We start from the raw sequence: 19,445 nt of genomic DNA, 5'->3' as shown, positions 1-19,445 counted from the left end.
TTCTGGAATGCACGCGCGGCCGCGCCGCGCAGCAGTCGTGGGCAGTGGTTTCGGCGGGCTCGCGGCGGCGATTCGCCTGCAAGCGGCGGGGGTCCAGAGCGTGCTCTTCGAGGCGCGGGACAAGCCCGGCGGGCGCGCCTACGTGTACCAGCAAGACGGCTTCACCTTCGACGCCGGTCCCACGGTGATCACGGCTCCGCAGTGCATCGAGGAGCTGTTCCAGCTCACCGGGCGCAACATGGCGGACTACGTGGAGATGCTCCCGGTGACGCCGTTCTACCGGCTTGCCTGGAGCGACGGCGACGCCTTCGACTACGTGGGCGACTCCGAGGCGATGCTGGAGCAGATCCGCGCGCGCAACCCCGCGGACGCCGACGGCTACCTGCGCTTCGTGGACTACACCAAGAAGGTCTTCGAGAAGGGTTACGAGGAGCTCGCAGCGACGCCTTTCTTGCGCTTCTTCGACATGCTGAAGGTGGCGCCGGACCTCGCCATGCTGCGCGCCGATCGCAGCGTGTACGCCACGGTCGCGCGCTTCGTCCAGAACGAGCACGTGCGCCAGGCGCTGTCCTTCCACTCCCTCCTGGTGGGCGGGAATCCCTTCGAGACCAGCTCCATCTACACGCTGATCCACTACCTGGAGCGCAAGTGGGGCGTGTTCTTCCCGCGTGGCGGCACCGGCGCGCTGGTCCAAGCCCTGGTGCGGCTCTACCTGGAGCTCGGCGGCGAGCTCCGTCTCTCCACGCCCGTGCGCGGCATCGAGCTCCGCGAGGAGGCCGGGCGCACCGTACACGTGGTCACGAGCGAGCGCGGGCAGGAGACGTTCGATCTGGTGGTGTCGAACGCCGACCTCCACCACACCTACGCGAAGCTCTATGCCGGCGACGCTCGCGCGGAGCGCACGCGCCAGAAGCTGGAGAAGGCCGACTGGTCGATGAGCCTGTTCGTGCTCTACTTCGGCACCGACAAGAGCTACGACATCGCGCACCACACGGTGGTGTTCGGCCCGCGCTACGAAGGGCTGCTCCGGGACATCTTCGACGGCGACACGCTGCCGGACGACTTCAGCCTCTACCTGCACGCGCCGACCGTGACCGATCCGTCCCTGGCGCCAGCGGGCTGCGGCGCGTATTACGTGCTGTCGCCGGTGCCGCACCTGGGCAACGCGCCCATCGACTGGGAGAAGGAGGCGCCGGCCTACGCCGACAAGATCTTGGGTTCGCTCGAGCGCCTGATGCCGGAGCTGCGCCAGCACGTGGTCACCAAGCGCTGGTTCACCCCCCAGGACTTCCAGAGCGAGCTCTCGGCCTTCCACGGCTCGGCCTTCTCGGTGGCCCCCAAGCTGACGCAGAGCGCGTGGTTCCGGCCGCACAACCGCGACCCGAAGATCCCCGGGCTCTACATCGTGGGCGCGGGCACGCACCCGGGCGCGGGCCTGCCCGGGGTGATCAACTCGGCGAAGGCCACGCTGGCCGTGATCCTGGAAGATCTCGCCAAGGAGCAGGCGGCGTGAAGGGCGACGCGCTCGCGGTGCTCGAGCACCACAGCAAGAGCTTCGCGCTGGCGGCGCGTCTGCTGCCCGAGGAGCGCCGCCAGGACGCCGCGGTGTTGTACGCCTGGTGCCGCTACGCCGACGATCTGATCGACCTCGGCCGAAGTGACGAGGCGCCGGCGCTGGCCCGGCGCCTGGAGCACGAGCTCGACTCGGTCTACGCCGGGGATGTCCAGGCGAACCCGCTGCTCTCGGCCTTTCAGCAGGTCGTTCGGGCGCGCGGCATCCCCCGCGAATACCCCGCGGAGCTGCTCCGGGGCATGCGCATGGACGCCGAGGGCTTCCGCTACCGGAGCCTGGACGACCTGCTCCTCTACTGCCACCGAGTGGCCGGCGTGGTCGGGCTGATGATGTGCCACGTGCTCGGCGTCTCCGACCCGCGGGCGCTGCGTCACGCAGCCCATCTGGGCATGGGCATGCAGCTCACCAACATCGTGCGCGACGTGCGCGAGGACCGGGGTCGCGGCCGTGTGTACCTGCCCGCCGAGCTCGGCTCCGCGTCCGAGGCGCGCGCGGCGGAGCGGCTGCTCCGCGAGGCCGACCGCTTCTACGACTCGGGTCGGCGCGGCCTCTCGGCGCTGGACGCGCGCAGCGCCTTCGCGGTGCGCACGGCAGGCCTGGTGTACGCCGCCATCGGGCGCGAGATCCGGCGGCGGCGCTTCGACCTCGGGAGCCGCGCGGTGGTGCCGCGCTGGAAGAAGCTGCTCCTGTGCGCCCGCGCCGCGCTGTCCAGCCTGCTGGAGCTCCCCCGCCGCTTGCTCACTCCGCGCGCCCCGCTCCGCGCGCTGCCCATCGCGAGGTACCCCGATGACGTCCTTCCCATCTGAGGTCGTCACCTACGTCGGTCGCATCCGTCAGTTCGAGCGTATCGACTGGAGCGTGTACGTGGGCTGGGTCGGGCTGATGCTCGGCCTGGTCTTCTCCACCGGCGGCTTCTTGCTGTTCGGCCACAGCCGCGGCGTGCGCTACCCCGCGGAGGCCTGGATGGTGCCGTTCGGGGCGGTGATCTTCGCCCTCTCCATCAGCATCGACACCATCGGGCACCGCACCGTGTACCGCGAGGAGATCAGCAAGGCCGAGGGCCTGGTCCACGGCATCACCATCTTCTGCGGCATCGGCAGCTCGGTGCTGCTCGCCGCCGCGTACCACGCGCCTCGTGCCCTGTGGATCCCCGCGATGGTGCTGACCGTGCTGTCGTTCTTCTACAGCATCGTGGACGAGGTCTTCCACTGGCGGCGTTACGCCGGCCGGCACGCCGACCGGGTCGAGATGTGGAGCCACGTCGGCATCTTGATCGGTCACAGCACCATGATGATGGGCTGGTGGAGCTGGTTCTTCGCGGGCTATCCTGGGGTCGCGGAGACCGTTCAGGCGCTCTCTGGGCTGAAATGACCACCGACGACGAAACACCGCGCCATCGCATCGGAGCCGTGGCGCGCCTGACGGGGATCTCGACCCATGCCTTGCGGGTGTGGGAGCGTCGCTACGGCACCCTCAAGCCCCAGCGCTCCGACGGTGGCGATCGCCTCTACAGTGATGGGGACGTGCAGCGCCTGCGCATGATCAAGCGGCTGCTCGGGCTGGGGCACGGCATCGGGGACGTAGCCCGTCTGCCGGCGCCGGAGCTCGCGAAGCTCCTTTCGCTCCACGACGAGCCCAAGAGCGAGCCGGCGCCCGAGCCTGCGCTCGCGCTCGTCGAGCGCTACCTCGAGCACATCGAGCGGCTCGACCTGGCGCTGGCCGAGCAGACCCTGGCGGGCGCGGCGCTGGCGCTGCCGCGACGCGAGCTCATCGACCAGGTGCTGGTGCCGCTGCTCCACGAGCTGGGCTCCCGCTGGCAGGAAGGCGAGCTGCACGTCGCGCACGAACACGCCGCCAGCGCCATGGTGCGGAGCCAGCTCGGCGCGATGCTGCGCCTGTTCGCTCCCGACGGCGGAGCGCCGAGCGCCGTGGCGACCACGCCGTCCGGAGAACACCACGAGCTCGGCGCGCTGATGGCGGCGGTGACCGCGGCCATGAGCGGCTGGCGCAGCCTGTATCTGGGGCCGAACCTGCCCGTGGCCGAGGTCGTCCGGGCGGTGAAGAGCAGCGCCAGCGACGCCGTGCTGCTCTCGTGCGTGAGCCTGGATGGCGCCATCGCCCTGCCGTTCATAGCCGAGCTCGACGCCGCGCTGCCGCCGCACACGACCCTGGTCTTGGGCGGACACTCTGCCCAGAGCCTCACGAGCTTGCCCCGCGGGGTCGTCCGCGTCGCCGATCTGGCGGAGCTCGAGAGCTGGCTCTCCGGGCGAGTCTCGCCCACCACGGGTCGCCGCGCCGGCCGCGGGCGCTGAGCCGAGTCAGTCCGCCGGGAAGTCGAACGAAGCCAGGAGCTCGTCCACCGCGCTGAAGTCGTCCGCCGCCACGGGTAGGAGCGAGGCGCGGTACTCGTCCGCGCTCTCACCCAGGCCGGGCAGCGTCTGAACGCGCAGTCGGCGCCGGCTGACGGGCGGGGGGCGGAGTGTCCGATCGCCGGACGCGTCGCGCACGACCACGGAAGGATCGCGCGGGAGGTCGGGGCTCGAATGCAGAGCTCGGGCAGTCACGTCCCCGGCATCGCTCGCATCGCAGGCCAGGGCCAAGAAATCGGGGCGCCGCGCCCCGAGCAGGGGCCTATTGAAGCGTGGAGTTCACGACCGTGGGCGGGTTCTTCGCGAGCACGAAGATGCCCGGGAAGCCCTGGGTCTCGAACTTGCCGCTCTTGTTGTTGCTCAGGAACGAGTCCTTGATGGTCATCGTCCCGGTCTTGTCGTTGCTGACGAAGAAGATGGCGCCACCGCCCTCGTTCGCGGTGTTGTCCACGATCTTCGTGCCGCACAGCGTGAGGTGGAAGGTGTTGCCGTCGTTGTAGATGGCGCCGCCGCTGCCGCCACCCGGGGTGCCGGCCTTGGCCGGGTTGGCGCCGTTGCCGATGGCCTTGTTGTGGGAGAACAGGCTGTCGATCACGGTGTACGAGACGCCGATGCTGGAGAGGCCGCCGCCGTTCGAGCAGGTGTTGCCGTAGCCCGAAGCGCCGCCGAAGGTGCTGTTCACCACGTACACGGGCAGGCCTTGGTACTGGCTCAGCACGCGCACCGCCGCGCCGCCCACGTCCGGGCCCACGTCGTCGCACACGTTGTTGAAGAAGCGCGAGTTGATGATCTTCACGCGCCCACCGCGCACGAACACCGCGCCGCCACCGCCGCCTTCCTTCGTCTCGCCCTTCGAGTTGCCGTCGACGAAGGTGAGGTTCTGGAGGCTGAGCTGCGGGTGGTCCTGGTTCTGACAGGTCGGGGTCGTCCACTTCTGCGCCTGGTCGCAGGTGTTCTGGTACAGGATGCGCACCTTGCCGCCGCCGGAGAGGGTGACCTTGCCGCCGCCGTCGATGACGATCTTCGGCCCCTTGTCGTTGAAGATCTTCGCCGTCTGGGTCAGCGTGATGGTCACGGGGTCGGCGCCGCAGTTGAAGGTGATGACGCCGCCCTTGGCCACCGCGTCCACGAACGCCTGCGACGTGCAGCTCGCCGCCGTCCCGGTCCCCACTACCGTGGTCGGTGAGGCGACGCTCTCGAGGCCGGCGCCGCTCGGGAGCGGGTCGGAACATTTCCCGTCCGGGTTCCCCGCAGGCGGGCCGTTCTGAGAGCTGGTCGCGCCGCTGCCGCCGGTGCCCGTGGCGCCGCCACCCGCTGGCGCACCGCCGCTGCCGGCCCCGCCGCTCGAGGTCCCGCCGCTCGAGGTCCCGCCGCTGCCCGAGCCGGCGCTGCCGCCAGAGCTGGCTCCACCGCTGCTCGAGCCGGCGCTGCCGCCGCTGCTGGTTCCCCCGCTGTTCGAGCCGCCCGAGCTCGAGCCGCCCGAGCTCGAGCCGCCCGAGCTCGAGCCGCCGGTCCCGCTCGACCCGCCGGCGCCGTCGCCGCCGCAACCGCTGACCACGCCCGCCACCGCCAAGACCGCCCAAGCGCGCCGCATGCTCGACCTCCGGGGGGAAGTATCTCACGACTCGGCGCGTATTGAGGCGGCCCTTGAAGGCGGGCCGGCGCGGTGGGAGCCTCGCCGCGCTGAAAATCGAAGGAATGCCATGAACAAGATCCCCTATCTCGGGCTCGTCGCGCTGATCGGTTTCTCCGCCGCCTGTGGTCCGGGCGGAGCCCCTGGGGCCGGCGGCAGCCGCGAGTCCGGGCAGAGCAAGCTGATGGGCGAGACCTTCGCCGGCAAGAACGCCTGCAACCCCGAGAACCACGAGCGCCCGTTCATCATCGAGTGGGACGCGACGGACATGTCCCAGTTCGAGTCCATCGCGGCGAACGACGTCGTGTTCGTCAAATACGAGGGCTGCAAGCTCACCGTGCTCGACAGCTGCAAGGACGACTCGGTGCGCGGCTCCTTCGGCAGCTACAAGCCGACGGAGTGGACGAGCGGCTCGCTGGAGAAGATGGAGATCAAGAGCGAGGCCGAGCTCTACGCGAACCTGCCCCTCGGCGTCGCCAGCCTGGGCGGTCGGGTCTCCGGCGGCGAGCAGTTCCGCATGGAGTACTACGTCGCCGGCACGCGGAGCTCGACGCGCCCGGCGGTCTACCTCAGCGACGTCAAGAGCACGCCCGGGTGCAAGGGCGCGACGCACTTCGTCTACGGCTACAACCTGGGCGCCTTCGCCCTGGGCTCCGTCACCGACACGACCGCCAGCGCGGAGGCGTCGCTCTACGGCTTCGGCGCCGGCGGCAGCAGCAAGAAGAGCACCAAGGCCGACAAGCAGGGCGGTGACCTCGGGACCTGCAAGAGCGAGACCGCCACCGAGATTCAGGGCTGCAAGGTCCCAATTCGGCTCACCTTGCGCAAGATCGAGACCGGCGAGAACCCCGACAAGACGGCCGCGAAGGCCCCGGAAACCGACGCCTCGCTCAACAAGGCGGCGAAGCTCGAGGCGAAGTTCGAGGCCAAGGGCGAGGCCGGCGAGCGCTTCAAGAGCGCGCAGGCCAAGTTCACCGCCAAAGACGGCAAGGGCTGCCTGGCCGAGCTCGACGCGCACGACAAGCTGAACCCGAAAGACAAGTCCAGCGAGCCGAAGAGCGGCTTCCCCCACTACCTGCGGGCGCAGTGCCTGATGGTCGCCGGCAAGTGCGACGCCGGCAAGGCCATGGCGACCAAGGGCCTCGCGGTCATGCAGGGCGATCAGTCGCCCGAGCAGCTCGACGCCCACGTCGAGGCACTGGCGAAGCTGCACTGCCAGGGCAAGATGAGCGACCGCGACACGCTGCTCCAGGCCATGCACAACCTGACCATGGCGGGCGTGAACAAGAAAGACTTGGCGTACTGCAAGACCAACTGGGAGACCGCCAAACGCCTGTTCAAGACCGTGAAGCCCAAGGACGAAGACGACACGCAGATCGTCCACGGTCCGAAGACGACCTACGTGATGGCCGCGAGCTGCGCGGTGAAGGCTGGCGACTGCGACGCCGCGTACAAGATGTACAAGGAGGGCTACCCGGCCGAGACCCTCAAGAACACCAAGGACGACCTCAAGGAGCAGATCATGCGCTCGGCCTTCGAGGCGTCGAACCAGAAGTGCAAGAAGAAGTGAGGCGCGTGCGGCTCTGGTGCCTAGCTGCGCTCGCGCTCGCCGCTTGCCAGCGGGAGTCGCGGGCGCCGGAGCCGACCGCGAGCGCGACTCCCGGCGAGCCGCAGCAGATAGCTGCGCCCGAGCCGCAGCCCACGGCGGCGCCAGTTGGTCCCGGCACGCCCCTCGGTGACGTGGCGGTCGCGGTCCAGGCCGCCAACCGCAAGATGATGCACGACGACGGCAAGGGCTGCCTCGAAGAGCTCGACAAGCTGAGAGCGCTCGACCCGAAGCTCGAGAGCACGCTCGTGGCCATCCGCGCCCAGTGCGAGATGCTGGCCGGCCGCTGCCAGGCGGGCAAGCAGGCGCTCACCGACTACTACGTGCGCGAGATGAACATGGCGCCGGAGCTGGCCCGGACCAGCGTCGAGGGCGTCGCCAGCATGCGCTGTCGCGGCGGCGACGAGACGGACCGCGATCGCCTGCTGCGCGCGCTGCGCGAGCTCACGGACGGCGCCTACATCACCACGCGGTCCGACTGCGCCGCGAACGTGAAGCGGGTGAAGGAGCTGTTGCCGAGAGTCCCGCCCAACGGCCCCGACGACTCGCAGATCAACTCCTCGCCCAAGGCCCTGTTCCACACCGGCGCGGCTTGCCTGGCCCGGGCCGGTGACTGCAAGGCGGCGTTCGTCGTCTACAGCGACGAGTTCCCGAGCGCCGGCCTCGACAAGCTGCCGGACAAGGAGCGGCGCGCCGTGATCGAGAAGAGCTTCCGCTCCGGCATCGAGCGCTGCAAGGACGCGAGCTTGTGAAATGACGCCGTGTTATCTTCGCGCCCCCCTGTGACCGACCCCGAAGCCCCCGAGCCGCGTTGGCCGCGCGTCGCCGGTATCCGGCCGCGGAGCCCCGAGGACGACCACCTCGACTACGCCGAGGTGGGCCTGATCTCCGGGCTGGAGGTGCACCAGCAGCTCCAGACCTCGCGCAAGCTGTTCTGCAACTGTCCGGCGGGGCGGTACACCCAAGCGCACGACGGCACGGTGCTCCGGCACATGCGCCCCACGCTCTCGGAGCTCGGCGTCTACGACGGCACCGCGCTGATGGAGTTCAAGACGCGGAAGCACATCGTCTATCTCCTGAACCGTGAGAACACCTGCACCTACGAGATGGACGACACGCCGCCCTTCCTGGTGAACCAGGAAGCGCTCGACATCGCCATCGAGCAATGCCTGATGCTCGGCTGCGACATCGTGGACGAGGTGCACATCGCGCGGAAGCAGTACCTGGACGGCTCCATCCCGACGGGTTTCCAGCGCACCGCCATCGTCGGTGTGAACGGCAAGATCCCGTTTCGCGGCCGCGAGATCTCGGTGACTCAGGTCAGCGTCGAGGAGGACTCCTGCCGCGAGGTCTCGGACCGGGGTCACCTGATCGTGTGGCGGACGGATCGGCTGGGAATGCCGCTGATCGAGACGGTGACGGGGCCGGACCTGCGCACCCCGGACGAGGTCGCCGAGGCCATCCTGTTGGTCGGCCGAGTGTGCCGCTCCACGCGCCACGTCCGCGTCGGCATCGGGGCGAGCCGTCAAGACGTGAACGTCTCGGTGCGAGGCGGACGGCGCGTGGAGATCAAGGGCGTGCCCAAGGCCGGCTGGGCCCGACGCCTGGTCCACGGCGAGGCGCTGCGCCAGGTGAACCTCTTGCGCCTCCGCGACGAGCTCGGGCGCCGCGGAATCGGCTCGCCGGACGCCGTTCGGGTCGAGGCTCACGACGTCACGGAGCTGTTCGCCGACGGCGTGCCGCTGCTCCGCGCCGACGGCTGGCAGCGCTTCGTCGCGAGCGAGCAGCGGCGCGCGGGCTTCGAGCTCGGCGAGGGGACCTTCCGGGTGATGGCGGCGAAGCTGGTCGGCCTCGCGGGGACGCTGAGCTGGCCCACCCAGCCGGCGCGCACCTTCGCCCACGAGCTCGCGGGTCGCGTCCGCGTGATCGCCGGGCTCGATCAGCCGCCGATCTTGCTGCACTCCGAGGACTGGCCCGCCGAGCTCGGCGACGCGCGCCTCGCGGCCCTTCGCGAGCGGACCGGCGCCTGCCCGGGTGACTCGCTGGTGCTGGTGTGGGGACCGGAGCGAGACACCCGCACGGCCGTCGAGGAGATCCGGCTGCGCTACGCCGACGCCACCGACGGCGTGCCCAACGAGACGCGCCAGCCCTTCGCCGACGGCAGCACGGACTTCGAGCGCATCTTGCCGGGGCCCGATCGCATGTACCCGGACACGGACTCGCCACCGACCCGGCTTTCGCGCGAGCGCATCGCGGGCCTCTCCACGCGTCTGGCTCCGCGCCCCTGGGAGCGGGACGAGCGCTACGCCGCGGCGGGCGTGCCGGAGGCCACGCGGCACTACCTGATCCGGCGCGGGGGAGCCGACCTCGTCGATCGCGTGGTGGGCGAAGCGGAGGCAGAGCTGCGCTTCGCCTGCTTCTGGTTCGGCGAGCGCCTGAAAGGGCTCGCGCGCGCGGGCCTGCCCGTGGAGCGGATCGAGCCCGAGCGCTGGTCCGAGCTGTTTCGTCTGCTCCGATCGCGGCCCGTGCTCCGGGAAGCGTTGCCGGACCTCTGCCGGGAGCTCGTGGCGTCGCCAGAGCGACCGCTCACGGAGCTGATCGCCGAGCGCGCCCTCGGCACGGAGCCGGCGGGCTGGCGCGAAGCGCTCGGTCCGAAGGTCGAGCGCGCCCGCGCCTCGGCGCACGACGCGGAGCCGGGGCGCGTGTTGCGCTTCGCGCTGAAGCTCTCGATGCCGGCGCTGCGCGGGCGCGTCCCTGCGGTTCGCGTGGCGCAGGCGATCCAGACTGCGCTGGAGAGCCCGGCCCTCGTGACGGGAGAAGCCCGAGCATGAGCGACGACGAGCTGAAGGGCTACAAGGGCAGAGCGCGCGAGCGGCTCTCGGGCTTCGGCGTCCGGGTCTGGAGCGACGTCGTGGCGACGAACGACCTGGGCAGCGTGTTCGAGGGCGTGATCCTGCCGCGCAGCGAGAACCTCGACGACGAGCACGTCGTGATCAAGATGAAGACCGGCTACAACGTCGGGCTGCACGTCGATCGGCTGCGCAGCGTGCGCGAGGTCGGCTTCAAGGAGGCCGTCTACAAGATCCCGGAGCGCGAGTTCCCTTCGCGCCCCGATCTGCCCAAGGTGACCTTGCTCGGTACCGGAGGCACCATCGCGTCCCGCCTCGACTACCGGACCGGCGCGGTGATCCCCGCGTTCACGCCCGGCGAGCTGTACGGAGCCGTGCCGGAGCTGGCGGAGCTGGCGAACCTGACCACCAAGAAGCTCTTCGGCGTGTTCAGCGAGAACATGGCCAAGGAGCAGTACCTCGAGCTGGCCCGGGCAGTGGGGCGGGAGATCGAGGCGGGGGCCGACGGGATCGTGATCGGGCACGGCACCGACACCATGGGTCACACGGCGGCTGTCCTGTCTTTCATGGTGCAGGACACGCCCGTGCCCATCGTGCTGGTCGGCTCGCAGCGCTCGAGCGATCGCCCCTCGAGCGATGCTGCGCGCAACCTGATCAACGCCGTGCGCGCCGCGGGCTCCGGCGACATCGCGGAGGTCGTGATCTGCATGTTCGGGCCGACCTCCGACCGCTACGCGCTGCTCCACCGCGGTACTCGATGCCGCAAGATGCACTCCTCGTATCGCTCCACCTTCCGCACGCTCGGCGACATTCCGCTGGCGATGGTGGGGGACGAGATCAGCTATCTCGGCGCCGAGTACGTGAAGCGCGATCGCGCGCGCAAGGTCCGGGTGGACGCGGTCTACGACGACCGCACGACCATCCTCTACTACTACCCCGGCATGAAGCCGGACCTGGTGGACGCCCTCGTGGAGAAGGGCTACCGCGGCATCGTCATCGCCGGCACCGGCCTGGGCCACGTCAACAAGCCCCTCTACCCGGCGCTCCGTCGCGCGCAGGAGGCCGGCGTCCACGTGGTCATGACGGTGCGGACGCTCTGGGGCTTCGCCCAGATGTTCGTCTACGACACGGGCCGAGATCTGATGGATCTCGGCGTCGTGCCCCTCGACAACATGCTGCCGGAGACGGCGCTGATGAAGCTCTCCTGGGTGCTGGCGCACACCGACGATCACGCCGAGGTCCTGCGCCTGATGCAGACGTCGATAGCCGGCGAGATCACGCCGCGGGAACCCCACGACGGCTACTTGATCCTCCAGGGCGGTCTGCCGGAGACCAAGGACTTCGTCGCGGGCCATTGGAAGTGAGGCGGCGCCGAGCATGAAGCGGCTACTCGAATCACCGTAACCCCGAGTTCGACAAGTAGCCCGAGCTCGGCGCGTCACTTGTACTTCGTCACCAGCTGCGAAAAGACGTAACGAGCGCCCTTGGCTTCGCTCAGGCTCCAGAGCTCGCCGGTGGAGACGTCGATGGAGAGGTCCTCGGGCGAGTTGGTCCAGGCGTGGGTCGAGGAGCTGCCGACCGCGACGCGGTACAAGGCGCCCTTGCCGTTCGCCGGGGCGCTCGACGAGAGCAGCCAGCGCCCGTAGGCGGGGACCGCGCCCTGGATGCTGCTCTGTCCCGAGTAGAACGCCTCCTTCGGCACGAGCTTCTTTCCGCCGGCCAGGCGTCCCGTCGCCGGGTCGAGCCCCCAGCGGTAGAGGCGTCCGGTGGGCTTGCCGGAGACGTACTCGCCCGAGACCAGGCTGGGCGGCGAGGTGGCCCGATCCAGGGCGGTGAACGAGAAGATCGGGCTGCAGGCCGAGACGTGCTGGTAGGTGCCGATCTGCGGGATGACGTATTTGTACTTGTGCGCGCGGTAAGCGCCCGCGCTCGAGCTGTAGCCGATGGTGTCGGCGTCCGTGGCAACCTGCAGGATGCGCGACATGTCGAAGACGCGGAAGCCCTGCGAGGTCTGCGCGACATACAGGTAGTTCCCGTACCAGGCGATCCCGCCGGCGTGGGACACCACGGCCTTGAAGTCCGCGCGTGTGCCGTTCATGTACGGATCGACCAGGAGCGCGAAGCGGTACTTCTTCGTCGCGACGTCCACGAAGGCGAGTCTCACGCCCTTGTCGGGCGACGCGCCGTCGTAATACCAGCTGGCCAACACCACGGACTTGCCGCCGATGGGAGCCGCGGCGGAGTCGCCGCTGCCGCTGATGCCCTGCGGGATCCAGTAGCTCACGTTCATGTCGCCGGAGTCCCAACGCATGCCGCGATGCACGCTCGAGAGCCCGGGCACCGACGACACCGCCGCGCCCTTTCGGTTCGCGTCGCCGAGGACGTAGGAGACGGAACGCTTCGGCAGCGCTGCTGCGAGCTTGGTGATGATCGCGTCCTTGGCCGCCCAGGTGTCGGCGTCGGTCATGGGGAACGCGCAGGTGTCGATGGGCGTCAGGCCACCGCCCACGGCCACGCCGGTCGGCGACGGGCAGGTCGTGACGACGCAGTCGGCGACGCAGGACGCGCAGCTCTCCCCCGCCTCGCAAGCGCCGTTGCCGCAGGTCGGCAGGCAGGCCCCGCAGTCGCCCGCGCAGCTCGAGCAGGTCTCGTCCCCGTTGCACGCGCCGTCGCCGCAGCTCGGCGGGCAGGCACCGCAGTCACCGGGGCAGCTCGAGCAGGCCTCGCTCCCGTTGCACGCGCCATCGCCGCAGCCGGGCGGACAGACGCCGCAATCCTGGGCGCAGCTCGAGCAGCTCTCGCCCGTCGAGCATACGGTGTCACCGCAGCCGGGGAGGTCCGAGTCGAACACGCCGGCGTCGCCGGCCGAACCGGCCGCGCCGCCGGACCCGGAGCCCGCGTCCCCGCCGGAGCCGAGAGAACCGGCCTCACCCGCCAAGCCTCCGGCGCCCGCTCCGGCGCCCGAGGCGTCTTGCCCCGTGGTCCCGCCCGAGGGCAGTGATGCCCGGGGATCGTAGCCGCCGTCATCCGAGCACGCGGGCAGCGCGAGCAGTCCGAGCAGGTACGCGGCGCCCGCGCCGCGAGGAAGCGAAAATCCCATCGTCGCGGAGTCTACACCGTCGCGGGCTCCAGAGCGTGGCGCTCAGTGACCGCCGGCGCTCAGGTGCAGTAACCGAACCCCGCGCCGTCCCCCAGCTGGCACGCGCCGGAACAGCAGTCCGTCGCCTTCAAGCAGAGCGAGTTGGTCTTCGCGCAGCACTTTCCGCCCTGACACGTCGGCGCTCCGAGCAGCGAAGGGCAGCACTCCTGGTCCGCGGCGCACGCCGTGCCCAGCGCCTTGCAGCAGATGCCGCCGGCGCCGCACGTCGCGCCGGCGTCGCAGCAGGGAGCCCCCGCGAACGGGCAGGTCTGGCCCGAGGCGATGCAGCACTTGCCACTGCCGCAGGAGCCGGAACAGCAATCGACGTTACCGGAGCAGGTCGCCCCCGGGGGGTCGCAGCACTTGCCGTTGACGCAGGACCCGGTGCAGCAATTGGCCCCGGAGCAGGCCGCCCCGGTCGGTTGGCAGCACTTCCCGTTCGTGCACGGCGCGCCACCGCAGCAGTCGGCCTGCGTCGTGCACGAGCCGAAGGTCGGCGCGCAGCACTTACCGTTGGTGCAGGACAGGCCCGAGCAGCAGCCCGAGCCGGGGCAGCTTGCGCCCACGGGCCGGCAGCAATTCCCGTTGGTGCAAGGCTCGCCGTTGCAGCAGTCGCCGGTGACGTTGCACGAGCCTTGGGTGGGAGAGCAGCACTTGCCACTCGAGCACGAGAGCGTCGAGCAGCAGCCGCCGGAGGGACACGCTTGGCCGAACGACCAGCAACACTTGCCGTTGTTGCAGGGCACGCCGTCGCAGCATTCGGACGCGCTCGAACAGCTGCCGGTCAGGTTCACGCAAGCGATGCAGGTGCCGCTCGAGCAGCGGCCCGAACAACAGTCGCTGGCGAGCAAGCAGCTCGCGCCGTCGTTCGCGCAGGTTCGGCACTGCCACTTGTAGCAGGTCAGAGCCGGCTTTTTGCAGCACCCGCTGCTGTTGGTACAGCTGCCCCACTCCGCAGCGCAGGTCCCACACGTTCCGTTCGAGCACGTCTCGCTGCAGCACTCGCTGTACGCCTTGCAGGCCTGTCCCCCCATCGCGCAGAGCGGCGACGCATCCAGCGCGTCGTCGACGACGTCAGCCGTCGCGTCGCTCGCGGCGGCGTCGCCGCCGGTTCCGCTCTCCGGCCCCGCGTCTGCGCCCGCGCCGCCGCTCGATGTGGCGCCGGCGCCGGACGCGCCACCCAAGGGGGCGTCCGCCCCTGCGTAGCCACCGGAGGAGGCGTCGTTGCCCGCGCTGCCGCCTTGGGAAGCGTCGTTGCCGGCAGCCCCGCTCGAGCCAGCTGCACCGCTGCCCGCGGTCCCGCCGCCGGCGCTGCCCCCGGTGGATGCTCCGCCGCTGCCTCCGCTCGTACCTCCGCCCGCGTCATCGTCGGGGCCGCACGCTCCGGCGAGTTGGAGCAACGTCACGCCGATCAACGCCGCGCACACCCTTCGAGCCCCACCCATGACCGCAGGCTATCACGCGGCCGTGGAACAGTGGGCTCGCGTCAGGTGTTCCCAATTGGATCACTCACCCGCTCGGGCGGCGGCCAGCTCGACTGGACGGTAGGAACCTGGGCTGCCGCTCAGCTGGCCTTCGCGCTCGGGCGCGCGTGCTCCGCGCGGAGCTTCGCCAGGCGGTCGCCGAGGGACCGGGTCACCTTCGGCCCGTGGCCGGAGCACAGGGCCTTCACCGGTGGCTCTTCGCCGAGGAAGCTCAGCGTCGCCCGATGGCAGGCCTCCACGTCCTCGCTGAACACGGCGACGGCGAGCATCAGGCGGGTGTGAAAGCGCTGCACCGGCAGCCCGCTCAGCAGCGCGTCTCCGGTGAACAGCGTGCCGCTCGGCTGGTGCAGGAGCAGCGACGAGCCGCGGGTGTGACCGCCGACGTGGATCACGCGGAAGCCCCAGCGCCAGTCGCCTTCGTCGTACACCTCGTCCACGGGCGTCTTGGCGGGGAAGGCGTCTTCGATCCGGCACAAGGTGTCGTGGAACGGGTCGTAGCCGCGCCCCGCGAGCCGCGGTCGCGCGTCCTCGCCCTGAAGAGTGACGGCGTCGGCGTGGTGGCAGATGACCGGCGCCCGGTACTCGTCGCGGAGCCAGGCGGCGTTGCCCGCGTGATCGGAGTGCCGGTGGGTGAGCAGCACGGCGGTCAGATCCCCGCGCCCCACGCCCGCTCGCTTCAGGCTCAGCGCGAGGGCCGGCCGCTCCAGCACGTAGCCCGTGTCGATCAGGAAGCGCCGCCCTTCGCCGTCCGTGAGCAGCCAGGCGTTGGCCACGCGTGGCAGGACGCAATCGACGCGCGTCAACGCAAGAGCTCGCCCGCCAGCGCGCGCTTCACGAAGCGCCCGCCGCCCCGCGTGCGCTGCTTGCCCTTCTCGACGATGACTCGGCCGCGGGAGAGCACCGTGTCCGGGTAGCCCTGCACCTCGAAGCCCTCGTAGGCGCTGTAGTCCACCTTCATGTGGTGTGTCTCGGGGTCGTTCGCGCTGATGGTGACCTTCCTGCCCGGGTCGAACACCACGATGTCCGCGTCGCTGCCCACGGCCACGGTGCCCTTCTTCGGGAACATGCCGAAGGTGCGCGCCGCCGCCGTCGAGCTGATCTCGACGAAGCGGTTCAGGTCGTAGTGGCCCTTCAAGACGCCCTGGTAGAGCAGCGTCATGCGGTTCTCGACGCCCGGCGCGCCATTCGGGATCTTGGTGAAGCTCTCGCGCCCGAGCTCCTTCTGCCCCTTGAAGCAGAACGGGCAGTGGTCGGTGGCGACCAGCGCCAGGTGTCCCATGCGCAGGCCCTGCCAGAGCACGTCCTGGTTCCACTTCTCGCGCAAGGCCGGCGTCATCACCCACTTGGCGCCTTCGAAGTTGGGCTTCTCGTAGTAGCTGTAGTCGAGGAACAGGTACTGCGGGCAGGTCTCGGCCTGCACGTCCACGCCGCGCATGCGCCCGAGCTTCACCTGCTCCAGCGCGTCGGCGCAGGAGAGGTGCACGATGTGGAGCGGCACGTTCGCGACCTCGGCGATGGCGATGGCGCGGTGTACGCCTTCTGCCTCCATGCGCGTGGGCCGAGTCAGAGAGTGGTACTTCGGCTCGAGCTTGCCGTCCTTGACCGCGGCCTTGATGATCTCGTCGATGACGATGCCGTTCTCGGCGTGCATACAGATGCGGGTCTTGTTCTCGCCGGCCTGACGGAACGTGCGGTAGAGCGTGCCATCGTCCACGTACAAGACGCCCGGGTAGGCCATGAACAGCTTGTACGAGGTGACGCCGGCGTCAGCGAGCCTCTGCATCTCCGGCAGCCGCTCGTCGGGCATGTCCGTCACGATCATGTGGAAGCCGTAGTCCACGGTCGCCTTGCCCTCGGCCTTGGCGTGCCAGGCGTCGAGGCCCTTCAACGTGCTCTCCCCCTTGCTCTGGATGGCAAAGTCCACCAGGCAGGTGGTGCCGCCGAAGGCCGCCGCGATGGTGCCGCTCTCGAAGTCGTCAGCGCTGGTGGTGCCGCCGAAGGGCATGTCCAGGTGGGTGTGCGGATCGATACCGCCGGGGATCACCAGCTTGCCCTTGGCGTCGATCACCTCGTCGGCTTTGACCGCTAGGTCCTTGCCGATGGTGTGCACCTTCTCGCCCTCGATGAAGACGTCCGCGACGTAGTCGTCGGCGGAGGTCACGACACGCCCACCCTTGATGAGAATGCTCATGGCTCTTGCTCCAAAGTCGAGATGTTAGATCGAATCAGTCTGCGCCGGCGTCGCTGGCGTCACTGCCGGCGTCCGTGGTGGAGCCGGCTGCGCCGCCGGTGCTGCCGCCGCTGCCGGCTGCGCCGCCGGTGCTGCCGCCGCTGCCCGCCATGCCGCCGCTGCCGGCCATGCCGCCGGTGCCGCCGCTACCGGTGGGCGCGCAGGCGCGGATCACGGGCGCGCTCGGCGCGTTGATCAGCGAGACCTGCGCGCACACGGCGCCGCCGCTGCACGTCCCGTCCTTGGCACAGAACGGCTCACAGCTCCCCGTGGGGCTGCCCTGCTGTCCGGGGAAGCACATCAGCCCCTCGTTGCACTGCGCCACGCCGACCGTGTTTTGGCAGGGCGAGCCCTGCGGCTTGTCGGTGGTCGCGGCGATGCAGTCGTAGCTGCCGCTCGTGCTGATGACCCAGCACGTCTTCCCGGCTCCGCAGCTGAGCGGATCGCTGGCGCACGACGAGGACGTGCCGCCACCGTCCGACTCGTCACTGCTGCACGCGGACAGCCCCGTTAGGACGGCGACGACCAGGAATGATGCTCGAATGCGCATGCCCGAAACGCTCGCACGAGCGGGTAGAGCCCGCAACCGTCACTCCACGTGGTAGGTGGTGCGAAGCCATGAGGAAGGGCTGGACGGCGACCGACGTATCAAAGCCGATGCGCGCCCTGGCGCTCGGACTCTTCGCTCTCGGGTGCAGCTCGGCGCCGCCGCCTGCCCGCGCGCCGAAGCCGACCACCGTGTCGGTCGCGCCGCCGGAGAAGTCGCCGGATCCCGAGCCTCCGCCCCCGACGGGCCCGGTGGTCCTGGACGTCGAGGGCGAGCGTGCGCGCTGGCTCGATCCACCGACGCCGGTCCAGGGTCGCAAGCAGTACGTCTACGACTCGCTCCTGGCCGCCGGGGACCGCGCCTCGGTCGCGAAGAGCTCGGTGGGCGAGCACTTCGGGTTCGACGAGGCGGGCGGCGTGGTGGGGCCTCTCGAGCTGCCGGCGGGGACGAAGCGCGTGCTGTTCGGCCCCGGCGACAGCCTGCTCGTGGTGACGAACGACGGCCGCTTGCTCGCGGCTCCGAGCGTCCACGCGGCGAAGAGCGCGCAGGCGTTCGAAGCGCGCACGGCGCCCGCGGGCGCAGTGGTGTGGGATTCGGCCGGCGACTACCTGGTCGCCAGCGACGGCAAGCAGGTTCACCTGTCGCGGGACGGGGGCAAGAGCTGGACCGTCACCAAGAGCGCGGCGTGGGGCACGCTCCGCACCGTGCTCGTGCGCTTCGACGGGGTGATGGCGGTCCAGGGCGGACCCGCGAAGACGCCGCTCACCTTCCTGTCACGCGACGACGGTAAGAGCTGGCAGCGCTCGGCGTTCCAGCCGGAGCGCATCAGCCGGAGCGGCGCCTTCATCTGGTCGGACGTCTGGAATTGCACGGCCGTGCTCAGCGAGAACGGCAGCACCTGGTCGAAGGGGGGCGACGAGCTCTGGCGCTTTCGAAGCGCACGGTCCTGGACCGCGAGCCTGTCCACCGGGACGACGCCAGAGGGCTTCGTCGTCGGGGCGCATCGCACGCTCTCCGATCCGCCGCCGCCCAAGGTGCCGGGAGCCAAGGACCGCCGCACCGGCCGCGGCTGCCCGAAGCCGGCTGCGCTCTCCAAGGTCAAGACGGCGGGGATCCTCGGCGTGCTCAGCTCGGGCGACTCGAGCATGTTCGCCAGGCTGGAGGAGGGGGGCACCGGGTTCGGCGCCATCGGAGGACTGAGCGGCGCCGGCCTGGGCGGCATCGGCTACTCGGGTCGCGGTCCGACCGATCCGACCCCGGGCTCGTGTCGCGGCGCGGGCTGCCTGCGCCCGCCGCTCTCGGAGCCCACCAAGACCCGCACGCGCTTCGAGCTCTACCGCGACGGGCGCTGCGCGGCGGGCAGCACCGGGAAGACTTGCAGCGGTGCGTTCGAGCGCTTGCCCCATGTGGCCATCCTGGACGACTCCACGGGCAAGCGGCGCGTGGCGGAGCTGCCCGCCGGCTGCCGGCCGATGAGCATCGTCAGCGCGGCCGGTCTCGGCATCCTGATCTGCTCGACCTCGGGGGGGGTGAAGCTCTACTCCGCCGACTCGAGCGGTAGCTTCAGAGATGAGGGGACTTTGTCCGATTCGACGATGACGACCTGGCCGTTCTCGGTGGGCACCGACGGTACGCTCTTGTTCCACGAGGCGTGCGCCGAGAAGAAGCCGTGCCGTGCGCTGGTGCGCCGCCCGGTGTCGCCCGGCGAGTCGGGCGCCTGGCGAGAGCTGAAGCTCGGCGGCGCCGCCGGCTATCGCGTGCTGTCGCGCGGGCGTGCGCTCGGGGTGCTGGCCAACGACAAAGCGCTGGACTTCGTGCTCAGCGAGCCCGGCAAGTCGGAGGCAGTGCTGGTGCGTGGCATCGCGCTGGAGGGGGACTTGATGGACGTCCGCCTGGACGACAAGGGGCGGATCATCGTGCGTGAGCGGCGTGACCAGGCCCAGTCCCAGACCTTCGTCGTGGGCGTGGACGGCAAGCGCCACGGGCTCTGACGCTCGGGGTGGCGGGGCCCCTTC

The 19,445-nt window shown here is 70.2% G+C and carries 15 protein-coding genes and 1 pseudogene; 9 read left to right on the top strand and 7 right to left on the bottom strand.

Features of this window, described 5'->3' with window-relative positions:
* The first annotated feature begins 7 nt into the window (after positions 1-7).
* From HS104_19130 to HS104_19115, 4 genes are read left to right on the top strand one after another with little or no spacing between them, the layout of a single operon-like run.
* Positions 8-1,513, top strand: a complete 1,506-nt coding sequence (locus HS104_19130; protein ID MBE7482077.1) for a phytoene desaturase — start codon at positions 8-10, stop codon at positions 1,511-1,513.
* Positions 1,510-2,379 (top strand): phytoene/squalene synthase family protein, encoded by an 870-nt coding sequence (locus HS104_19125; protein MBE7482076.1) that lies wholly within the window; start codon positions 1,510-1,512, stop codon positions 2,377-2,379. The genes HS104_19130 and HS104_19125 overlap by 4 nt, the downstream gene beginning before the upstream one ends.
* The gene (locus HS104_19120) at positions 2,360-2,944 is read left to right on the top strand and encodes a hypothetical protein (GenBank protein ID MBE7482075.1); all 585 of its coding nucleotides are present in this window, start codon (positions 2,360-2,362) and stop codon (positions 2,942-2,944) included. Before HS104_19125 ends, HS104_19120 begins: the two co-directional genes overlap by 20 nt.
* Entirely contained in the window at positions 2,941-3,885 is a 945-nt protein-coding gene (locus tag HS104_19115) for a MerR family transcriptional regulator (GenBank protein ID MBE7482074.1), read from the top strand. The genes HS104_19120 and HS104_19115 overlap by 4 nt, the downstream gene beginning before the upstream one ends.
* A gap of 6 nt (positions 3,886-3,891) precedes the next feature.
* Here the strand turns inward: HS104_19115 and HS104_19110 are convergent, their stop codons facing one another.
* Both HS104_19110 and HS104_19105 read right to left on the bottom strand, forming a co-directional pair.
* Positions 3,892-4,080 carry a hypothetical protein gene (locus tag HS104_19110; GenBank protein MBE7482073.1) on the bottom strand — a complete coding sequence of 63 codons (189 nt, stop codon included), beginning with the start codon at positions 4,078-4,080 and terminating at the stop codon, positions 3,892-3,894.
* Between the two features lie 124 nt (positions 4,081-4,204).
* Positions 4,205-5,218, bottom strand: a pseudogene (locus tag HS104_19105) (hypothetical protein).
* Between the two features lie 427 nt (positions 5,219-5,645).
* Between HS104_19105 and HS104_19100 the strand changes: the two are divergent.
* From HS104_19100 to gatD, 4 genes are read left to right on the top strand one after another with little or no spacing between them, the layout of a single operon-like run.
* Positions 5,646-7,145 (top strand): hypothetical protein, encoded by a 1,500-nt coding sequence (locus HS104_19100; GenBank protein MBE7482072.1) that lies wholly within the window; start codon positions 5,646-5,648, stop codon positions 7,143-7,145.
* Positions 7,146-7,150: 5 nt separating this feature from the next.
* The gene (locus tag HS104_19095; protein ID MBE7482071.1) at positions 7,151-7,933 is read left to right on the top strand and encodes a hypothetical protein; all 783 of its coding nucleotides are present in this window, start codon (positions 7,151-7,153) and stop codon (positions 7,931-7,933) included.
* 30 nt (positions 7,934-7,963) lie between these two features.
* Positions 7,964-10,012 (top strand): Glu-tRNA(Gln) amidotransferase subunit GatE, encoded by a 2,049-nt coding sequence (gene gatE, locus HS104_19090; GenBank protein ID MBE7482070.1) that lies wholly within the window; start codon positions 7,964-7,966, stop codon positions 10,010-10,012.
* Positions 10,009-11,394: a Glu-tRNA(Gln) amidotransferase subunit GatD gene (gatD, locus tag HS104_19085; GenBank protein MBE7482069.1), complete on the top strand. Its 1,386-nt coding sequence runs from the start codon at positions 10,009-10,011 to the stop codon at positions 11,392-11,394. Before gatE ends, gatD begins: the two co-directional genes overlap by 4 nt.
* Before the next feature lie 74 nt (positions 11,395-11,468).
* Here the strand turns inward: gatD and HS104_19080 are convergent, their stop codons facing one another.
* The 5 genes from HS104_19080 to HS104_19060 all read right to left on the bottom strand — a co-directional run bounded on the left by HS104_19080 (position 11,469) and on the right by HS104_19060 (position 17,433).
* Positions 11,469-13,130 (bottom strand): hypothetical protein, encoded by a 1,662-nt coding sequence (locus HS104_19080; GenBank protein MBE7482068.1) that lies wholly within the window; start codon positions 13,128-13,130, stop codon positions 11,469-11,471.
* Between the two features lie 59 nt (positions 13,131-13,189).
* Positions 13,190-14,614 (bottom strand): hypothetical protein, encoded by a 1,425-nt coding sequence (locus tag HS104_19075; protein MBE7482067.1) that lies wholly within the window; start codon positions 14,612-14,614, stop codon positions 13,190-13,192.
* Between the two features lie 119 nt (positions 14,615-14,733).
* Positions 14,734-15,456, bottom strand: coding sequence for an MBL fold metallo-hydrolase (locus tag HS104_19070; protein MBE7482066.1), 723 nt, complete (start codon positions 15,454-15,456; stop codon positions 14,734-14,736).
* On the bottom strand, positions 15,453-16,844 hold the full coding sequence (gene hydA / locus HS104_19065; GenBank protein MBE7482065.1) for a dihydropyrimidinase: 1,392 nt from the start codon (positions 16,842-16,844) through the stop codon (positions 15,453-15,455). Before hydA ends, HS104_19070 begins: the two co-directional genes overlap by 4 nt.
* A 34-nt stretch (positions 16,845-16,878) precedes the next feature.
* Entirely contained in the window at positions 16,879-17,433 is a 555-nt protein-coding gene (locus tag HS104_19060; protein MBE7482064.1) for a hypothetical protein, read from the bottom strand.
* Between the two features lie 68 nt (positions 17,434-17,501).
* On the opposite strand from HS104_19060, the gene HS104_19055 reads away from it, so the two are divergent.
* Positions 17,502-19,421 (top strand): hypothetical protein, encoded by a 1,920-nt coding sequence (locus HS104_19055; GenBank protein MBE7482063.1) that lies wholly within the window; start codon positions 17,502-17,504, stop codon positions 19,419-19,421.
* The last annotated feature ends 24 nt before the right edge of the window (positions 19,422-19,445 follow it).

Source organism: Polyangiaceae bacterium, from assembly GCA_015075635.1.
In the GTDB taxonomy this organism is placed as follows: Bacteria; Myxococcota_A; Polyangia; order Polyangiales; family Polyangiaceae; genus JADJKB01.
Note: the sequence above shows the minus strand (reverse complement) of the source record. Positions and strands in the feature narration are given on the sequence as shown.

Excerpts from the sequence above, each read along its gene's own strand:
- HS104_19060 (MBE7482064.1), bottom strand. The coding sequence starts at position 17,433 with ATGCGCATTCGAGCATCATTCCTGGTCGTCGCCGTCCTAACGGGGCTG.
- hydA (MBE7482065.1), bottom strand. The coding sequence starts at position 16,844 with ATGAGCATTCTCATCAAGGGTGGGCGTGTCGTGACCTCCGCCGACGAC.
- HS104_19075 (MBE7482067.1), bottom strand. The coding sequence starts at position 14,614 with ATGGGTGGGGCTCGAAGGGTGTGCGCGGCGTTGATCGGCGTGACGTTG.
- gatD (MBE7482069.1), top strand. The coding sequence starts at position 10,009 with ATGAGCGACGACGAGCTGAAGGGCTACAAGGGCAGAGCGCGCGAGCGG.
- HS104_19115 (MBE7482074.1), top strand. The coding sequence starts at position 2,941 with ATGACCACCGACGACGAAACACCGCGCCATCGCATCGGAGCCGTGGCG.
- HS104_19100 (MBE7482072.1), top strand. The coding sequence starts at position 5,646 with ATGAACAAGATCCCCTATCTCGGGCTCGTCGCGCTGATCGGTTTCTCC.
- HS104_19055 (MBE7482063.1), top strand. The coding sequence starts at position 17,502 with ATGAGGAAGGGCTGGACGGCGACCGACGTATCAAAGCCGATGCGCGCC.
- HS104_19130 (MBE7482077.1), top strand. The coding sequence starts at position 8 with ATGCACGCGCGGCCGCGCCGCGCAGCAGTCGTGGGCAGTGGTTTCGGC.
- HS104_19120 (MBE7482075.1), top strand. The coding sequence starts at position 2,360 with ATGACGTCCTTCCCATCTGAGGTCGTCACCTACGTCGGTCGCATCCGT.
- HS104_19080 (MBE7482068.1), bottom strand. The coding sequence starts at position 13,130 with ATGGGATTTTCGCTTCCTCGCGGCGCGGGCGCCGCGTACCTGCTCGGA.